Origin of the sequence: Shimia abyssi, from assembly GCF_003014475.1 — a bacterium.
Classification (GTDB): domain Bacteria; phylum Pseudomonadota; class Alphaproteobacteria; order Rhodobacterales; family Rhodobacteraceae; genus Shimia; species Shimia abyssi.
In genome coordinates this window covers 187,799-204,328 of the sequence record NZ_PYGJ01000001.1, presented here as the reverse complement: position 1 = coordinate 204,328, position 16,530 = coordinate 187,799, and the positions used below count along the sequence as shown (strand labels likewise).

The 16,530-nt window shown below is 56.1% G+C and carries 17 protein-coding genes; 3 read left to right on the top strand and 14 right to left on the bottom strand.

What is annotated here, in order from left to right; genetic code table 11:
- Window positions 1–30: 30 nt before the first annotated feature.
- The 3 genes from CLV88_RS01005 (at window position 31) to phaR (ending at window position 3,077) form a co-directional block, all read left to right on the top strand.
- A complete protein-coding gene (locus tag CLV88_RS01005) occupies window positions 31–1,824 on the top strand; it encodes a PHA/PHB synthase family protein (RefSeq protein ID WP_106606505.1) in 1,794 nt (597 codons plus the stop codon).
- A 133-nt stretch (window positions 1,825–1,957) separates the two neighbouring features.
- Window positions 1,958–2,401 (top strand): phasin family protein, encoded by a 444-nt coding sequence (locus tag CLV88_RS01000; protein WP_106606504.1) that lies wholly within the window; start codon window positions 1,958–1,960, stop codon window positions 2,399–2,401.
- 139 nt (window positions 2,402–2,540) lie between these two features.
- On the top strand, window positions 2,541–3,077 hold the full coding sequence (phaR, locus tag CLV88_RS00995) for a polyhydroxyalkanoate synthesis repressor PhaR (RefSeq protein WP_106606503.1): 537 nt from the start codon (window positions 2,541–2,543) through the stop codon (window positions 3,075–3,077).
- 48 nt (window positions 3,078–3,125) lie between these two features.
- Here phaR and CLV88_RS00990 read toward each other — a convergent pair whose 3' ends face one another.
- The 14 genes from CLV88_RS00990 to CLV88_RS00925 form a co-directional block, all read right to left on the bottom strand.
- The gene (locus tag CLV88_RS00990; protein WP_106606502.1) at window positions 3,126–4,343 is read right to left on the bottom strand and encodes a DegT/DnrJ/EryC1/StrS family aminotransferase; all 1,218 of its coding nucleotides are present in this window, start codon (window positions 4,341–4,343) and stop codon (window positions 3,126–3,128) included.
- Between the two features lie 156 nt (window positions 4,344–4,499).
- On the bottom strand, window positions 4,500–5,804 hold the full coding sequence (locus CLV88_RS00985; protein ID WP_106606501.1) for an NAD(P)/FAD-dependent oxidoreductase: 1,305 nt from the start codon (window positions 5,802–5,804) through the stop codon (window positions 4,500–4,502).
- A gap of 69 nt (window positions 5,805–5,873) precedes the next feature.
- On the bottom strand, window positions 5,874–7,232 hold the full coding sequence (locus CLV88_RS00980) for a glutamine synthetase family protein (RefSeq protein ID WP_106606500.1): 1,359 nt from the start codon (window positions 7,230–7,232) through the stop codon (window positions 5,874–5,876).
- Window positions 7,229–7,912 carry a type 1 glutamine amidotransferase gene (locus tag CLV88_RS00975; protein WP_106606499.1) on the bottom strand — a complete coding sequence of 228 codons (684 nt, stop codon included), beginning with the start codon at window positions 7,910–7,912 and terminating at the stop codon, window positions 7,229–7,231. The genes CLV88_RS00980 and CLV88_RS00975 overlap by 4 nt, the downstream gene beginning before the upstream one ends.
- 31 nt (window positions 7,913–7,943) lie before the next feature.
- The gene (locus CLV88_RS00970; RefSeq protein ID WP_106606498.1) at window positions 7,944–9,260 is read right to left on the bottom strand and encodes a glutamine synthetase family protein; all 1,317 of its coding nucleotides are present in this window, start codon (window positions 9,258–9,260) and stop codon (window positions 7,944–7,946) included.
- A 143-nt stretch (window positions 9,261–9,403) separates the two neighbouring features.
- A complete protein-coding gene (locus CLV88_RS00965) occupies window positions 9,404–10,210 on the bottom strand; it encodes an ABC transporter permease (RefSeq protein ID WP_106606497.1) in 807 nt (268 codons plus the stop codon).
- Complete coding sequence (locus tag CLV88_RS00960) at window positions 10,207–11,091, bottom strand: ABC transporter permease (RefSeq protein WP_106606496.1); 885 nt, start codon at window positions 11,089–11,091, stop codon at window positions 10,207–10,209. Before CLV88_RS00960 ends, CLV88_RS00965 begins: the two co-directional genes overlap by 4 nt.
- Window positions 11,092–11,146: 55 nt before the next feature.
- Window positions 11,147–11,863: a transporter substrate-binding domain-containing protein gene (locus CLV88_RS00955; protein ID WP_106606495.1), complete on the bottom strand. Its 717-nt coding sequence runs from the start codon at window positions 11,861–11,863 to the stop codon at window positions 11,147–11,149.
- A 27-nt stretch (window positions 11,864–11,890) separates the two neighbouring features.
- Window positions 11,891–12,664, bottom strand: a complete 774-nt coding sequence (locus tag CLV88_RS00950) for an ABC transporter ATP-binding protein (protein ID WP_106607042.1) — start codon at window positions 12,662–12,664, stop codon at window positions 11,891–11,893.
- 165 nt (window positions 12,665–12,829) lie between these two features.
- Window positions 12,830–13,270 carry a tellurite resistance TerB family protein gene (locus CLV88_RS00945; protein ID WP_106606494.1) on the bottom strand — a complete coding sequence of 147 codons (441 nt, stop codon included), beginning with the start codon at window positions 13,268–13,270 and terminating at the stop codon, window positions 12,830–12,832.
- Window positions 13,271–13,311: 41 nt separating this feature from the next.
- Entirely contained in the window at window positions 13,312–13,743 is a 432-nt protein-coding gene (locus CLV88_RS00940; RefSeq protein ID WP_341477136.1) for a tellurite resistance TerB family protein, read from the bottom strand.
- Window positions 13,740–14,033, bottom strand: a complete 294-nt coding sequence (locus CLV88_RS00935; RefSeq protein ID WP_106606492.1) for a DUF1330 domain-containing protein — start codon at window positions 14,031–14,033, stop codon at window positions 13,740–13,742. Before CLV88_RS00935 ends, CLV88_RS00940 begins: the two co-directional genes overlap by 4 nt.
- Window positions 14,034–14,124: 91 nt before the next feature.
- Entirely contained in the window at window positions 14,125–14,790 is a 666-nt protein-coding gene (locus tag CLV88_RS00930) for a hypothetical protein (RefSeq protein WP_106606491.1), read from the bottom strand.
- A 45-nt stretch (window positions 14,791–14,835) separates the two neighbouring features.
- Window positions 14,836–16,293 (bottom strand): pyridoxal phosphate-dependent decarboxylase family protein, encoded by a 1,458-nt coding sequence (locus tag CLV88_RS00925; protein WP_106606490.1) that lies wholly within the window; start codon window positions 16,291–16,293, stop codon window positions 14,836–14,838.
- Window positions 16,294–16,530 lie beyond the last annotated feature (237 nt).

Sequence of the window (16,530 nt, the reverse complement as noted above, 5' to 3'; positions counted from 1 at the left end):
TAGCGGCGAGAATAGGGCGAATTATTTATTATGACAACAAATGAGAGCGAAACAGGCGAAAATTTTGAACGCTTGAACGAAAATTTGACCAAGGTTGAGCAGCTTTCCCGTCGGTTGGTTGAAGTCATGAGTCGACATAAGCCATTGAGGAAAGACCTAAATTCCCCGGAGCCGGATGTATTCATGAACGCCGCTGGAGCGTATTGGCAGGAGATGATCAATAATCCAGGAAAGGTGCTGGAAAACCAGCTAGAGTTGTGGAGCAAGTCGGTAAAACACTATATTGATGCGCAGAACGTGCTGATGAAGGGCCAAATTGCTGCACCGCAGGATGAAACACCTAGCGACCGTCGATTCTCCAATCCGATGTGGCAATCGCACCCATATTTCAATTATCTCAAGCAGCAATACATGCTGAACGCGCAGGCGATTGAGACGGCTGTGACCGAGCTGGAAGGCATGGAGCCGAAAGACAAGCAGCGGATAGAGTATTTCGCGCGTCAGATCGTCGACATGATGGCGCCGACCAATTTTCTGGGGACAAATCCGGACGCGCTTGAAAAAGCGGTCGAAACCGAAGGTCAGTCGCTGATTGATGGGTTGGAAAACCTGATCCATGATCTGGAAGCCAACAATGGCGAGATGATTGTGCGCCTTGCTGACGAAGAAGCGTTTGAGATTGGCCGCAACATCGCCACGGCACCCGGCAAGGTGGTGTTCCGCAATCGCATGTTCGAATTGCTTCAGTTTTCGCCCACAACTGAGACAGTACACGAAGTGCCACTGCTTATTTTTCCGCCGTGGATCAACAAGTATTACATTCTTGATCTCAAGGAATCTAACAGTTTGATCCGGTGGTGTGTCGATCAGGGTTATACTGTCTTTGTGGTGAGCTGGATTAATCCAGACCGGTCCCATTCTGATGTCGGCATGGACGAGTACATTGAAGAGGGGTTTGTCACCGCCATCTCTGAGACCAAGAAGATAACCAAACAGAAACAGGTCAATGCGGTTGGGTATTGTATCGCCGGAACGACGCTGCACTTGACGCTATCGCTTATGAAGAAGCGAGGCGACAAATCGATCAAGTCGGCCACCTTCTTTACCGCGCTGACCGATTTTGCCGATCAAGGTGAGTTTACGCCGTTCCTTCAGGACGACTTTATCGATGGCATCGACAAGGAAATCGAAGAAGAAGGATTGCTGCGCTCTTTCATTATGCAGCGCACATTCAGCTTTCTGAGGTCTAATGACCTTATCTATGGCCCTGCGATCAAGAGCTACATGATGGGAGAAACGCCACCCGCCTTTGATTTGCTTTACTGGAATGGCGATGGGTCTGGGCTCCCGGGCAAGATGGCGCATCAGTATCTACGCCAGCTGTGTCAAGGCAACGAGTTTGCCGACGGTGGCGTTGAGTTCTGTGGAGAGAGGCTCACGTTGAATGATGTGGACGTGCCACTTTGCTCAATCACGTGCGAAACCGATCATATTGCCCGCTGGAAGGATTGCTATAACGGGTTCCAGCAAACCAAGAGTCGGTCAAAAACCTTTATTGTATCTGAGTCCGGTCACATCGCCGGGATCGTCAATCCGCCCAGCAAGAAGAAGTATGGCCACTATACCAATGCCGACAATAAGCTGGCGGCGGACGATTGGATGGAAGGCGCCACTTTCCACGAAGGCTCTTGGTGGCCACGCTGGGACAAGTGGCTTTCTTCGCGGTCCGGCAAGCAGATTCCGGCGCGTGATTTTGGCGATTCGGATCATCCAGTTCTGGGAGACGCGCCCGGCGACTACGTAAAAACCCGCGCAACACGTTGATTTTTATTGGGAATAAAATTTTGTGCTGCGACGCAGCAAAAATTACTTGAAATGCTGCGACGCAGAACGCATATTGTGTTCAGAAGACAGACAGCGGGGCTGGCCCGCACATTGATTAAAAGGACCTGGCACTATGGCTAAAACACAAGACATGACCACCATCCTGAAAGACATGATGGGCGCATTCCCTGTAGACAACTCTGCTCTGGAAGATGCATTCAAAAACACTGCGTCGCTGAACGAAAAACTTTCCAGCGTTGCATTGGATGCCGCCGAAAAGTCTTCGGAAATCTCCTCCAAGTGGACAAAAGACACGCTGGCCAAACTGGCCGACATGTCCAAAGCAAAAGCAGAGCCTGCTGACTACGCAAAAGCGATGACCGATTTCGCTTCGGCTCAGGCAGAAGTTGCTGCTGAGAACATGGCTGCTTTCGCTGAAGTTGCGAAAAAAGTTCAGTCCGAAACTGTTGAACTGCTGATGACTGCCGGCAAAGACGCCACCGAAGAGGCGACTGCTGCTGTTAAAAAAGCAACCAACGACGTGACTGCCGCTGCTAAAAAAGCAGCGACTAAGTAAGCTGGATTTCCAGCCGGTTCGCACTCCTCCTCCCTGATGTTGCGAATTGCGTGGGCAGGCCTTAGGCCTGCCCTTTCTTTTTGTGCTGCAGTCGCATAGGCTTTGCTGCAATGCACAAATATCAATTGGGGAGGCAACTTTGGCTAACGACAAAAATCCGCTGCTTATTAAGCGTTACGCCAGCCGGCGGCTGTATAATACCGAGACCAGTGACTACGTCACGCTCGAAGATATCTCGGGATTTATTCGCGACGGCCGAGAGGTTCAGATTGTCGATCTCAAAACCGGAGATGACCTGACCCGTCAGTATCTGCTTCAGATTATTGCCGAACACGAGAGCCGTGGCGAAAACGTGTTGCCGACGAACGTGCTGAACGATCTGGTGCGCAGTTACACGACCCAAGCTTCAAGCGTGGTACCTCAATTCCTGCAAGCGTCTTTTGACATGCTGAAAGAAGGGCAGGAGAAAATGATGGGTGGCATGAAAATGCCCGGTATCGAGGCAATGCAAGCGCAGCAAGAAGCGTTCATGAAAGCCATGACCGGCGGCCTTCCCTGGCAAGCAGGAGAGGCTGACGACGACAAGAGTGAAAGCGAAGATGGCGACGGGGAAAACCTTGACGACATCAAAAAGCAGCTCGCTGAGTTGCAGGCCAAGTTGAGCAAGCTGAAATGAAAAAAGCAGGGCAATGTGCCCTGCTTTTCTCTTTCTATGCAGACATGATCAGGTGCCGTAGGCGCGAAGCTCGCCCATAACATCCTGTGCGGCGCCGGTCAGTGCCGATGCAATGATCTCCAGCTCGGCCTTTTTCAGGCGCGCAGGCAGGCGCACGTCACACGCTTTCATTAGCATTTTGCGCGTCTCAGGCAGCTCTGGCAGGTCCTTAATAAAGTTCCAGTTCCAAAAGGCGCGGGCATTGTCCGTTGACTGACCAAAGACCTGCACCTTGATGCCGCGTTTGTTCGCGGCGGCTTGGAAGGCAAGGATCTGGTCATTGTCCATACCGATCAGGTTGAACTGGATAGAGTCTGGCGCGCGCTCCTCTGGTGACAGTTTTGCTGGCACGTTGAGCCATGCCGACTGGTTCAAAAGTCCGGCAACATAGTCATGATTGCGACGGCCATCACGCACGCGTCGCGGCACTTCGGCCAATTGTGGGCGCACGATTGCCGCAGAAAGATTGGACAGCCGCAGGTTATAAAGCGGCACCATGTTCTGCCAGCGGGCGAAAGCCGCCCCTAGCTCGGCCTTGTCATCGGCGTTGACCGGCTTGTGCTTTTGCCAGTTATGCTCATAGGCGCCAGACATGATGACGGCCTGTGCAATCAGGTCCGCATCATCCGTGACCATGATGCCGCCTTCGCCTGCGTTGAGCAGCTTGTAGGATTGGAATGAGAAACAGCCAATATGGCCGATCGTCCCGATATTGTGACCATTCCAAGTGGTGCCCAGCGAATGCGCCGCGTCTTCGATCACAGGGATATTGCGCGCTGCACAAAGCGCCATGATCGCGTCCATATCCGACGTATGACCACGCATGTGGCTGATGATCACGGCTGAAATGTTGTCATCCAGACGGCGTTCAAAATCAGCGATATCAATACGGTAATTTTCGCCCACTTCGCACAGTACAGGCACACAATCGGCGTGCACCACGGATGAGGGCACAGCGGCAAAGGTGAAGCCGGGGATCAGCACGCGCGCATCACGTGGCAGGCCAAGCGCCTTCAATGACAAGAACAGCGCCGCAGAACACGAGGAGACGGCGAGCGCGTATTTCGTGCCCAGCATCTCGGCAAATTCGGTTTCCAGCAAAGCGACAGGCGCATTTTCGGGCGCCGTATATCGGAACAAGTCACCGGTTTTCAACAAGCGCTCAACCTCGGCGCGGGCGGATTCCGGGATGGGTTCAGCGTCGTAAACGTTCGGAGGAAGTGTCATTGTTTTCAACTTTCTTATGCGCGACTTTCAGAAACATAAAACAGTGACGAGTCTCGGCCAAGAGATTTTGTATGCGACTATGTGAAAAGTTTGTTACGTGACTCAATTGCATCGCCGCCATGGCCACGCTCAACCCGTTGATTCAATAGAATTAGTTCAAATGCCCAAACGGTCACGTATGGCATACCATGTCATTGCCAGCGCCAAAAGCGGGCTACGGCCAAGCACGCCACCGGGGAAAGGACGCGCTGGAATGCTGCTCATCGTGTCAAAACCCGACGACTGTCCGAAGATGGCGTTGGCCATAAGTTGTCCGGCATGGGTTGCGGTGCCAACGCCGTGCCCAGAATACCCGGATGCGGTTAGAATATTGGGGGAAAGTCGGCGCAAATAGGGCATCCGTTTCATGGTAATCGCAAGCGTTCCCCCCCAGGCATGGTCAATGCGTACATCGTGCAAATGCGGGAAAATCTCGGTCATTGGCTTGCGCACTTTGGCTGCGATGTCTTTGGGAAATCGATAGCCATAGCTTTCGCCACCGCCAAACAACAGCCGTTTATCCTGAGACAGCCGAAAATAATTCACCACAAACTTGGTATCGGCCACAGCCACGTCACGGGTCAGAACCTGCGCAGCCGCGTCGCCAAGCGGCTCTGTCGCGGCAATGAAATTGTTGATCGGCATGACACGCGCGGCGACCCGTTGATCGAGATGCCCCAGATACCCGTTGCAGGCCAATACAAGGTGATCGGCGCTCACTTGACCGGTGTTTGTGGTGACGGTGATCTTGCAGCCATGGGTGATGTTCTCAACCCGAGATGTCTCAAAAATACGTGCGCCCGCATCCCGCGCGGCACGTGCCAGTCCCAGCGCAAAAGCAAGCGGATGCAGGTGCGCCGCCCCCATATCCAGCGAGCCCCCAACGTATTTTGGCGATGGGCAGAGCGCGTGCATCTGATCCCGATCCAACGGTTGGATCTGGTCATAGCCATATGCTGAACTTAGATGGGCGGCATAGTTGTGTTCATGGGCAACGTCGCGATCCGTAAAGCAGGCATGGGCCACACCAGGCTTAAGGTGGCAGTCAATATTGTGGCGCGCAATCAGAGACTTAACCAATTCCTTGGCATCCTCGGCCAATGCCCAGAGCGTCTGCGCGGTCTCAAGTCCAACCAAATCTTCCAGGCCGCCTTGTTCCAAGCGCTGACCAGACCCAAGCTGACCACCATTTCTCCCAGACGCCCCAAAACCCATGCGATGCGCCTCAAGCAAAACCACATCAATCCCTTGTTCGGCCAGATGCAATGCCGTGGACAGCCCCGTATATCCACCGCCGACCACGCAGACATCCGCGTGTTGGAGGCCGCTCAATTGAGGAAATGGCGCAAGAGTACGCGCGGTTTGTGCGTACCAGCTTGCAGGGTATTCCCCTTTGTGATCATTGGCATAGAGCAGATCCAACCGCGCCGCCCCCTGTTTTCATCTTGCCAGAAATACTTCCGCCGGAGGCATCCGCACTCTCAACCCCGCTCAGACGTTGAGCAATAAATGCTCGCGTTCCCAAGGGCTGATCACTTCAAGGAACTCCTCGTATTCCTTGCGTTTAACGATCGAATAGACACGCGCAAATTCGGGCCCCAAAATGTCGTTCAGCGCCAAGGCTGAATCAAACAGATCCAGCGCCCCACCCAATATGCGTGGCAACGCTTCTTCTCCATCATACGCGTCCCCCTTGAATTGGCGATCGGGGCGTTCCTGTTCGATCAGCCCCAGATAGCCACAGGCCAGCGAGGCCGCGATCCCGAGATACGGGTTGCAATCCATACCTGCGAGCCTGTTTTCCACCCGTCGCGATTTAGGCGAGGACAATGGGATGCGAATGCCGGTTGTGCGATTGTCGCGGGCCCATTCAAGGTTGATGGGGGCTGCATGATCCCGCACGTAGCGACGATAAGAATTCACATAGGGCGCAAGGATCGCCGTTGCCGAGGGCAGGTGGTTTTGCAACCCGGCGATAAAGTGAAAAAACGCGTCTGTATCTCCGCCCTGTGGTCCAGAAAAGATGTTCTGCCCGGTTTCGCGATCCAGAACCGAATGGTGGATATGCATCGCAGAACCCGGCTCGCCTTCGATGGGTTTCGCCATAAATGTGGCGTAACAATTATGCCGCAGCGCCGCCTCACGGATCAGGCGTTTAAAATAGAACACTTCATCAGCCAACTTGACCGGGTCGCCATGCACCATGTTGATCTCGAGCTGCCCGGCGCCGCCTTCTTGGGTGATGCCATCAATCTCAAACCCTTGCGACTCGGCAAAATCGTAGATGTCGTCGATCACCGGGCCAAATTCATCTACAGCTGTCATGGAATAGGCCTGTCGTGCGGCGGCTGGTCGGCCGGATCGGCCCATCATCGGTTCAATGGCTTTGGCTGGGTCGATATTGCGCGCAACGAGGTAGAACTCCATCTCTGGCGCAACAACAGGCACCCAGCCTTGATCGTGATAAAGTTGAACGACGCGCTTCAAAATATTACGCGGGCTGAAAGGTATGGGCATACCGTCGACATCAAACGCGTCATGAATCACCTGCAGTGTCCAGTCCGCTGTCCAAGGGGCGGCGGTGGCTGTGCTCCAGTCCGGGCGCAGGATCATGTCGCGCTCGATAAAGCCCTCTGATCCGGCGGCTTCTCCCCATTCACCGGTGATGGTCTGAAAAAAGATCGACTCAGGTAAATGAAAGTAAGACTGTCGCGCAAACTTGCTGGCGGGCACCGCCTTGCCGCGCGCAATGCCCGGCAAATCAGAAATGATACATTCCACCTCATCCAGCCGATTGCCCTCGAGGTATTTCTGCGCGCTTTCAGGTATCTGTTCCTGCCAGCTGGTCATTTTGCGCGTTCCTGCCGAAAGAAATCTGCGATCTGGTCAGCCATCAACTGGTTCGATGTACCTTGGCCCAACCCGTCAAGCGCGGTTTGCAATTGGGCGTCCGGGACAACCCCCTTACCTCGGTGCTCTATCAAGCCTTCGATAAAGCCTGCATCGTATTCCGGGTGCGCCTGTACGGTAAGGGCACGGTCGCCATAGATAATGGCCGCATGGGCGCAGTTTTCGCCGCTCGCAAGTGTGGTCGCACCGGGGGGCAGTTCGACAACCTGATCCTGATGCCATGCGTGCATCGCCAGTGGCGTGCCAAAAAAATCATAAACCTGATGCCCAACAACCCAGCCGCCCGCGTATTTTTCGACCTTGCCACCCAGCGCCTGCGCAATGATCTGGTGACCAAAGCATATGCCCACCATGGGAACGGATAGGGTAACAGCCTCGCGGATGAAATCTTCCAGCGGGGGGATCCAGTCATGATCTTCGTAGGCCCCATGACGAGAGCCGGTGATCAGCCAGCCGTTCGCATCGCTGACCGAAGCCGGAAAGACGCCGTCGACAACGCTCCAACCTTCAAATTCAAAGCCCTGATTGGCCAGCAAGCCTTTGAAAGCATCAACATAATCACCGTAGTCTTCGGTCAGTTCGGTGGGTGGTTTTCCGGTTTCGAGAATGCCGATCTTCATATGTCACCAATCGTTTGCGTGTTGTCCCATGTCATACACGTTCAAGATATGTTTGCCACTGCTCCTGTTCGGGGATGTCGACCAAGCGCTTTAGCTCTTGGCGTTTGGTCATGGTCAGATTGCGGATCAGCGGGTTGGGTAGGATGCGTGCGATCAAAGGATCGGTGGCAAAGAGTTCTACGGCTGTGGCCCAGTCGGGGGCGAGCTGGGGCAGGTCGAGATCATAGGCGTTGCCAGTGATCGGGGCGGCAGCTGGTCGTTCATCTTCGATCCCGGCCATGGCGGCGCCGAGTATGGTTGCGAAGACCAGATAGGGGTTTGTGTCCCCACCGGCGGTGCGGTGCTCGATGCGCCGCGCCGTCGGCGCCCCGCCCGGTACGCGAATGGCAGCGGTACGATTTTCGTAGGCCCAACACGCGCTTGTGGGGGCGTGGCTGCCGCGAGCAAAGCGGTCATACGAGGGCCCATGTGGCGCAAGGATCAGCGTACTGGCGGGCATAGCGGCAAGGCATCCGGCGATCGCATAGTGCAGAATGTCGCTACCCTCGGCGCCGCCGTTGTCAAATACGTTGGTGCCGTTCTGATCGAGGACGGAAAAATGCACATGCATTCCGTTGCCTGCGTCATCGATGTAGGGTTTTGCCACAAAGGTCGCGGCCATGCCGTGTTTGCGGGCAATACCACGGGCCAAGTGTTTGAAAAGTATGGCATCATCTGCCGCACGCCGGGCATCGCGATGGTTCAGCGTTACCTCGAATTGGCCCAGTCCACATTCGCCAATCATGCTCTGAATGTCGATGCCCATAGCGCACGCGCCGGCGTGCAGTTCGGTGAAAAACGGATCGAACGCGTCCAGCGCGTCAACGGATAGGATATCACCAGCAAAGAGGCGGCGACCGGTGCGGGGATCGATGGGTGCGCGCAGCACAGCGGCGCTGTCATCGACCAGCGTGAACTCCATCTCGGTCGCGGCGAGAACCGACCAGCCGCGAGTGGAAAACCGTTCAAGAACATGATTTAACGCCTGTCGCGGGTCGCCCAAAAAGGGCGTGCCATCCTCGTGAAACATGCTCATCAGATGAAGCTTTGAGGGTGTTTCGAGCCAAGGCATCGGGACGGGGTCGCGATTGGTTGGCCGGAGAATGCCGTCCGCATCGCCGCTTTCAAAAACAAGCGGGCTGTTGTTGATATCATCCCCCCAAATGTCGACATTGAGCGCGGAAAGCGGCATCCGCAGTCCGCCATTGGCAAGCTTATCAGCTTGGGATGATGGCAGGCGTTTACCGCGTAGCTGGCCGTTTAGATCGGCGGTCGCAACACGGATGGTTTGATACTCGGAGAGGGTCATTTGTTACCTGGATCGGTCGCGGTTCTCAAAATATGAGGGCCGGGATAACGGCTAGTCCAGCCCCGAAATGGCACATCGGTATAACGTCGGTATTGCGTCGGTAACGCGTCGGTGCGGATTTCGCGATTTAGAGTTTATGGGCGTCAGCGGATAATGTTCGGGCGGAACCGGATTTTGCGCCGCGCTTCCTTAGGCAGATGCTTGTTCAGATGTGTGTTGGCCAACCCAAAGACGCTGACCACGATCAGAGTGAGGATGATGAAATATCCCGCCAGAATCGGGTAGGGGATGAACGGGTTGAACGTCTTGTCCGCAAAGTAGCTGGCATAATAGAGCGCGTCGCCTTTTTGCCGCCAAGCCGGGAAACCCGAGAAGTACACCAGCGTGGTTGCGTGAAAGAGGAAGATCGCCTCGTTCGTGTAGGCAGGCCATGCAAGGCGAAGCATGGTGGGAAAGGTAATGCGGCGGAACCGGGTCCAGCCGGTCATGCCATAGGCGTCCGCCGCTTCGATGTCGCCCTTGGGGATCGACTGGAGCGCGCCGTAGAATATCTCGCCCGAATAGGCCGCCGTATTGAAGAACAAGACCACCAGCGCGCCGAGCCAAGCGGCGGTGAAAGGGGCGAAAATGGGAACGGCCTGTTTCAGTGAGAGAAACAGGAAATAGGCAAAGAAGAACTGGATAAAGAGTGGCGAGCCGCGGAAGATGAAGATGAACCATTCGGCTAATTTGCGGAATAGGCGGTTGTTTGAGGCCTTGCCAACGGCAAGCGCCGTGGCGAAGAAAAAGCCCGAGACCAGCGCGACCAGACCAAAATAGATGTTCCAGATCATGCCCGAGCCGATCAGCGTGAACTGTTGGCAGAGGGTAAAGTCCTCTTTGGGCAACAGGCGTTCGCCAATACCGATCGAGCGCAGGCCGTAATCGGCGATGGTTTCCCAGCAGCTCATGCGTTGGCCCTCCGCTGCGCTTCGCCGCCCGAGGTGGCCTGTCCGTGGGTCAGGCGCTTCATCAAACGGTCAAGCACGATTTCGGAGACACGGGTGAAAGCGAGGTAGAATACCAAGAGCGCAAAGAAGTACCACATGCGCCAATCGCCATGTGGGTAGGCGGTAAAGCGCGCGGTTTTTGAGCCGCCCATTTCGCGCGCCCAATAAACGATATCTTCGACACCAAGCAGGAACAGCAGCGGCGTGGCCTTGATCAACACCATCCACAGGTTCGAGAGGCCAGGCAGGGCGTAGACCCACATTTGCGGCACTAGAATGCGCCAGAATGCCTGGCGATGGGTCATACCATAAGCTTCGGCGGTTTCCATCTGCGCGCGCGGCACGGCGCGCATGGCGCCAAACAGCACGTTGGCAGCAAAAGCACCAAAAACGATGGCAAAGGTGATCACGGCGAGCGAAAAGCCATACACTTCGTGCACCCATTGGGCGGCAGTGCCCAAGGGCATCTTGGCCTCGGCGCAGACCACAAAGTCATTGCCCTGTCGGATCGGATCGGTCCAATCGCGACACATCAGCTTGTGACGGGACCATTCGATGGCCTGATCTAGCGCGATCACAAAGAACAGGAAAAACGCGATATCGGGCACACCGCGCACAATGGCGATATAGCCCTTTCCGATCCAGCTGAGCGGAGCAAACCGCGCGCGGGCCGACATCGCACCGGCAAAACCAAAGGCCAGCGCAGTGGGCGCGGTGATGGCCAAGAGCAGCAGCACAGTACCAAAGGAGACATAGAATGACATGTGCTTGCCTGTGGTTAGGTAGCACGAGAGCCAGCTAAGCCCTTCTAGGATCGATGGATCGGAACAGTATGAAAACATGTGTAAAAAGGCGGGGCCGACACGTGGTCAGCCCCGCTCTCATAAAGGTGCGGGATCAGAAACCCGGACCGATTTCCCATTTGGCGAGCAGCGCGTTCAAGGTGCCGTCGTCTTTCATCGACTGGATCGCCGCGTCGAACTTGGCTTTTAGCTCGCCGTCGCTTTCGCGCACGCCCATGCCAACGCCACCGCCCAAAAGCTCGGTTTCGGCCAACATGGTCAGGTCATCGTTTTCAGCTGCAAAGGGGCGCAGATAGGCGTCATCAGCCAGCACTGCGTCTGCCTCGCCGCTGCGAACAGCCGCGATGGTTTCTTCGGGGGTGGCAAACTCGACCAATGTCGCACCAGAGGCTGCGATATGAGCGGCCTGAATGGTGCCGGTTTGCGCCGCGAGGATACCGCCTTTGACATCAACATCCGCGCCCATCAGAGCAAGGTAGCCGGATGGGTCGGGCTGGGTATAGTTCTGGGTAAAGTCGATGACTTCGTCACGCTCGGCAGTGATCGACATGCCCGCGATGATGGTGTCGTAGTTGCCGGACACGAGGTTTGGGATGATCGAATCCCATTCGTTTGTGACCCATTCACAGGTCAGTTCGGCACGTGTGCACAGCTCGTCGCCCAGTTCACGCTCAAACCCGTCAACTTCACCGGCGTCGTTGATGAAGTTGTACGGAGGGTAGGCGCCCTCGGTGCCCATGCGCACGGTTTCGGCCATTGCCAGACCGGCAGTGAGCGCGAGCGCTGTGGTGCTCAGGATCAGTTTTTTCATGATTATGCTCCCATAGTTGGTTTTTGTTTAGGCGGCTGTTGAGCTGAGAAACTGCTGCAACCGCTCGGATTTGGGCGACCCAAAGAGTGTTTCGGGATCGCCTTCTTCTTCGATCAGGCCTTGATGCAAAAAGACCACGTGGCTGGAGACGTCACGGGCCATTTTCATGTCATGGGTGACGATCAGCATGGTGCGGCCTTCTTCGGCCAAGGCTTTGATAACGCGGACAACCTCTTGCTCAAGCTCGGGGTCGAGCGCAGAGGTGGGTTCGTCAAACAAAAGGGCTTCTGGCTCCATCGCCAAAGCGCGGGCAATGGCGGCGCGCTGCTGCTGGCCACCAGAAAGCTGCGCAGGGTAGACATCGCACTTGTCGCCAATTCCGACCTTGTCGAGATATTTGCGCGCCGACGCCTCGACCTCGTCCTTGTCGCGGCCCAGAACCGTGACGGGCGCCTCCATCACGTTTTGCAGGATGGTCATATGGGCCCACAGATTGAACTGTTGGAACACCATGCTGAGATTGGTGCGGATGCGGATGACCTGTTTGGTATCGCCCGGATGGCGGTCGTGGCGCGCGCCTTTCCAGTTCACGGGTTCTCCCTTGAATAGAATGTCGCCCTGCTGGCTGTCTTCGAGAAGATTAGCGCAGCGCAGGATTGTGGACTTGCCAGAGCCAGAAGAGCCAATCAGTGACACCACATCGCCACGGCGGGCGGTGATATTGACGCCCTTGATCACTTCCAGATCGCCATAAGCCTTGTGCAGGTCGCGAATTTCGAGAACGGGCGTATTGTCGGCCAAGGGGTCCCCATTGATCTTGTTCTTATTCAGGGCCTCAATAGGGATGAAAATTTGCGCGAATGCAATGTGCAAAAGGGGTGACGCGAGGGGAATTTGCGCAATTTGCGGTCGTTCGCGTTCGTTTTGACAGGTCGTGCCTCGGGCTGAGGCGGCATTCTAACGGAGTCAGGAGTGTTTCATCACCCGTTGGCGGGCCAGAGCGCTGTCGCGATCATTGATACCCAGCAGGTTTGCCGCGAGACGGACAAGCGCGTCTTCTTCGGCATCGCGCTGGCCATCGGCCAAAACAACCTGCCAAAGCGCCTCTACTACGCCGATACGCTCGTCAAATGGGACGGCCTCTTTGATGGCGCGGGTAAAGCGCACGGTATCGGGAGCCTCGGTTTCCAGTGTCTCGGCGTCTTTGCGCAAGGCTGTAGCCTCAAAGGGTGAGAGGCCATAGCGCTGTGTCGTAATACGGTCGATCTGAGCGGATTCCGCATGAGAGTATTCGCCATCTGTGCGCGCAATGCGCACCAACAGCGCCGTGAGCGCAAGGCGCGCATCTGTGTCGTTCAATGGTTCCGGGGCGGGCGCCGTCAGGCGTTTTAGAAAATCGGCAAACATGAGAGAAGATGTAGAGAGGCCGGGCGCAGACTGCAATGGGGTCAGGTGGCCTGATTCGCTGGCGAATCCTCTGGCTTAATTCCCAGCATGGATTCGATTTCGTTCAGGGACGCATCCTCTTCGGGCGCATGTTCGCCATCGGCTATGATCACACGCCAAAGGGCCTGTGCCATTTCTAGGCGGTGGGGATAGTCCACGTTCTGACGGATCACCAAAGCAAAGTCTGGCGTGCCGGGCGCGGCGGATTCGAGTTTTTCGCAGGTGGCGCGCAGTTTGGCGGCCTCGACTGGATTGAGCGAGAAGGTTGCGGCCAAAATGCGATCAATCTCGCCTATCTCAACCGCGTCATAGTGATTATCGGACTTGGCCACACGCACCAAAAGCGCACCAAGGGCCAGTTTTTCGTCCGGTTCGGGCAGGTCAGAGGCGGGTGTCTTGCCACGCAGACGGGTAAGGAGGGAATCCCACATCATGGGTCATACCCCTCGACGATGACCAGATCACCTTTGCTGACGGCGACGCGCAGGGATTTCGCGTGCTGGTATCCGTCGCTGTTGTAACACTCGAGTGCAGCTTGGTAGCTTGGGAACTCGATCACCACGTTACGTTGGCGGGCCGTGCCTTCTGGGTTTTCAAAGACGCCGCCGCGCACCACAAAACGCCCACCATATTCGGCAAAGGGGCCGGCATTTGCAGCGATATATTTTTTGTATTCCTCGGGATCGTCCACATCGATACGTCCGATCCAATAGCCCTTGGCCATTTGGCATTCCCCTCTGTTCGCGGTCTTTTTTCGCAAAGCTGGAACAGATTGAATGCGTTGGCAAGCCATGATCTGCCAAATCGGCGCGGTGTTAGGGCAGGCGCAACAGGCTGAGCACGGCGTTGCGCTCAAAGCGCAGATTGTCGAGCGCGATACCTTCTGGATCGGCGTTTTCAATGATTAGCCCGGCAATATCTGGGATGTCATCTATACGTTGAAAGCCGTAGGTCATTTCCGAAAGAGGACCAAGGCGAAGGGTGTGAATGTGCGTACCATCGCGACGCAAGAAAGCGACTGTGGCGTGGCCCTTTTCGCCACCACGAATATCAAAGGCCAGTGCGGATTGATCATGTTCAAAGAGCACGGCAATTGCACCTTCTCCGGTGGCCTCGGGGTTTGGGAACCCTTCGGGACCGTGCCCATGCAGGACAGATGTCGCCATCAGGCGCAGAATACCCAGCGTTTCACCGGGGGCGCCGGGCAGAATGGTGAGCGGGCCAACGGCTTGGCCGGTGATGCGGTCATAGGTGCCTTCGCGCGATAGGGTCTGGCCAAGGAAACGTTCCCCAAAGGAGACACCGGGTTGCACAAGCACATGTTCGACCTGTCGGCCCACGCCGAAAGAGGTGGGCTGATCGTCGAACGTGATGGTGCGGGCGAGCGCCAGCGTTTCCGCATCGACCACGCAAACAGGCGTGTCACAGGCGATGGCGGCTGTGGCAAAGAGACTTAGGAACGGGGCGATAAGGGCGCGCATAGGGTAAGGATACCGTCTGATGCGCCCGTCACCAAAGGATTTCTGTTATCGCTCGGCCAGGATCTCGGCCCCTGTATTGATGACGGCGTCGAGCAGGATATCAAGGTCCTCGGTCCGGGTGCGGTGGTTGTTCACGGCCACGCGCAGGCAGTGCTGGTCGCGCAGGGTGGTGTCAGAGATCACGGCAATGCCGGACTCCTGAATCTGCAGCATGAGTTCGGTGTTGAAGTCCTTGATCTGGGATTCTGTCGCGTTTTCAATGCGGTGTCGAAAGCAAACAATGTTGATTTCGGTGGGCGCAATCAGCTCGAGCACCGGGTTTTCTGCGATCCGCGCGGTGAGGTATTGGCCTTGGGCAATGTTCTGATCAATCAGACGTCCAAACTTCTCCAGCCCATGTTCCTTGATCGACATCCAGATCTTGAGTGCCTTGAAACCGCGCGACAGTTCGAAGCCATAGTCGGCAAGAAACGGCCCGGCGAGCAGCCCGCGTTCTTGCATTTGCAGGTAGTCTCCGTGCATTTCAAACGCGCCGTGGTGGCGTTCGGCGTCGCGCACGATCACGCAGCCGGCCTCAAACGGGGTATGAAGCCATTTATGAGGGTCAAGCGCCACGGAATCAGCGGTGTCGATACCTGCCACCATATGGCGGTGATCGGGGGCGATGCGGATCAGTGCGCCGATACATCCATCGACATGGAACCACATGTCATGTTCATTGCAGATCGCGCTGATCGTGACCAGATCGTCGATCGCGCCGGTATTTGTGGTGCCCGCGGTGCCGATCACGCAGGCCGGTTTAATGCCAGCGGCGATATCAGACGCGATTGCGGTGCGCAGGGCGGCGATGTCCATCCGGTAGTTTTCATCCGTCGGGATGAGGGTGAGGGACGTATTGCCAAGGCCCAGTGCCTCGAGTGATTTCGGATGGCAGCTGTGGGCCTGATCAGAGGCGTAGAACCGCAACGGCTGGGGCATGGCGGCGACGCCGTGGGCGCGCACATCGACACCGGCGTGGGTGTTGCGGGCCACGGTCAGCGCGACCATGTTGGCCATTGAACCACCAGAGGTGAGGGTGCCGCTGGCCGTGTCGGGAAAGCCCATCATCGCCTTGAACCAGTTCACCACCTGCATGTCGATCTGTGCGGCAGAAGTGGCCCCGCCACCCAAGTTGGAGCCGTCAACGGCAGCCAAAAAATCGCCAAGCGCGCCGGTGAAATTACCGGCACCCATATACCAACCCCAAAAGCGGGGATGGATGTTGCCCATTGGATGCGGAATGAGCGTTCGTTTCAGCTCGTCATAGACATCTTCGAGCGGCATGGGATCGTTTGGCGCAGCGGCCTTGAAGTGGGTGCGAATGCCGTCTGGCAGGTCCTGCCAGACCGTGCGGTCGCGCACGGAGCTGAGATGCTCAATGGCGTCATCCACCATTTTGTGAGCGATGGATTGCGCGTTTGACCAATCGGAGGGGTCGAGCGACTCTTCGGGAATATCGTTCATGGTCAATCTCTTGCGGTAAAAAGGTGAAGTGAAGATGTTTGCAAAGTTGGATGATGTTAGGGGCTGGCGGCTATTTCACCAAGAGAATTAGTTTTGAGTGATCAAATGGGACGGTGTGCATGGCATGAAAAAGGCTCCTGAAAAAATTCAGGAGCCTTTTGGGAGTTTCGATCGGTCATGCCCGCCATCTTGGGTGTGCTTTGCGCCCGAAAGGACAGCCAGCGTGGGAAACCCTGC

Excerpts from the sequence above, each read along its gene's own strand:
- CLV88_RS01005 (WP_106606505.1), top strand. The coding sequence starts at position 31 with ATGACAACAAATGAGAGCGAAACAGGCGAAAATTTTGAACGCTTGAAC.
- CLV88_RS01000 (WP_106606504.1), top strand. The coding sequence starts at position 1,958 with ATGGCTAAAACACAAGACATGACCACCATCCTGAAAGACATGATGGGC.
- CLV88_RS00990 (WP_106606502.1), bottom strand. The coding sequence starts at position 4,343 with ATGACACTTCCTCCGAACGTTTACGACGCTGAACCCATCCCGGAATCC.
- CLV88_RS00980 (WP_106606500.1), bottom strand. The coding sequence starts at position 7,232 with ATGACCAGCTGGCAGGAACAGATACCTGAAAGCGCGCAGAAATACCTC.
- CLV88_RS00975 (WP_106606499.1), bottom strand. The coding sequence starts at position 7,912 with ATGAAGATCGGCATTCTCGAAACCGGAAAACCACCCACCGAACTGACC.
- CLV88_RS00970 (WP_106606498.1), bottom strand. The coding sequence starts at position 9,260 with ATGACCCTCTCCGAGTATCAAACCATCCGTGTTGCGACCGCCGATCTA.
- CLV88_RS00965 (WP_106606497.1), bottom strand. The coding sequence starts at position 10,210 with ATGAGCTGCTGGGAAACCATCGCCGATTACGGCCTGCGCTCGATCGGT.
- CLV88_RS00960 (WP_106606496.1), bottom strand. The coding sequence starts at position 11,091 with ATGTTTTCATACTGTTCCGATCCATCGATCCTAGAAGGGCTTAGCTGG.
- CLV88_RS00955 (WP_106606495.1), bottom strand. The coding sequence starts at position 11,863 with ATGAAAAAACTGATCCTGAGCACCACAGCGCTCGCGCTCACTGCCGGT.
- CLV88_RS00945 (WP_106606494.1), bottom strand. The coding sequence starts at position 13,270 with ATGTTTGCCGATTTTCTAAAACGCCTGACGGCGCCCGCCCCGGAACCA.
- CLV88_RS00940 (WP_341477136.1), bottom strand. The coding sequence starts at position 13,743 with ATGATGTGGGATTCCCTCCTTACCCGTCTGCGTGGCAAGACACCCGCC.
- CLV88_RS00935 (WP_106606492.1), bottom strand. The coding sequence starts at position 14,033 with ATGGCCAAGGGCTATTGGATCGGACGTATCGATGTGGACGATCCCGAG.
- CLV88_RS00930 (WP_106606491.1), bottom strand. The coding sequence starts at position 14,790 with ATGCGCGCCCTTATCGCCCCGTTCCTAAGTCTCTTTGCCACAGCCGCC.
- CLV88_RS00925 (WP_106606490.1), bottom strand. The coding sequence starts at position 16,293 with ATGAACGATATTCCCGAAGAGTCGCTCGACCCCTCCGATTGGTCAAAC.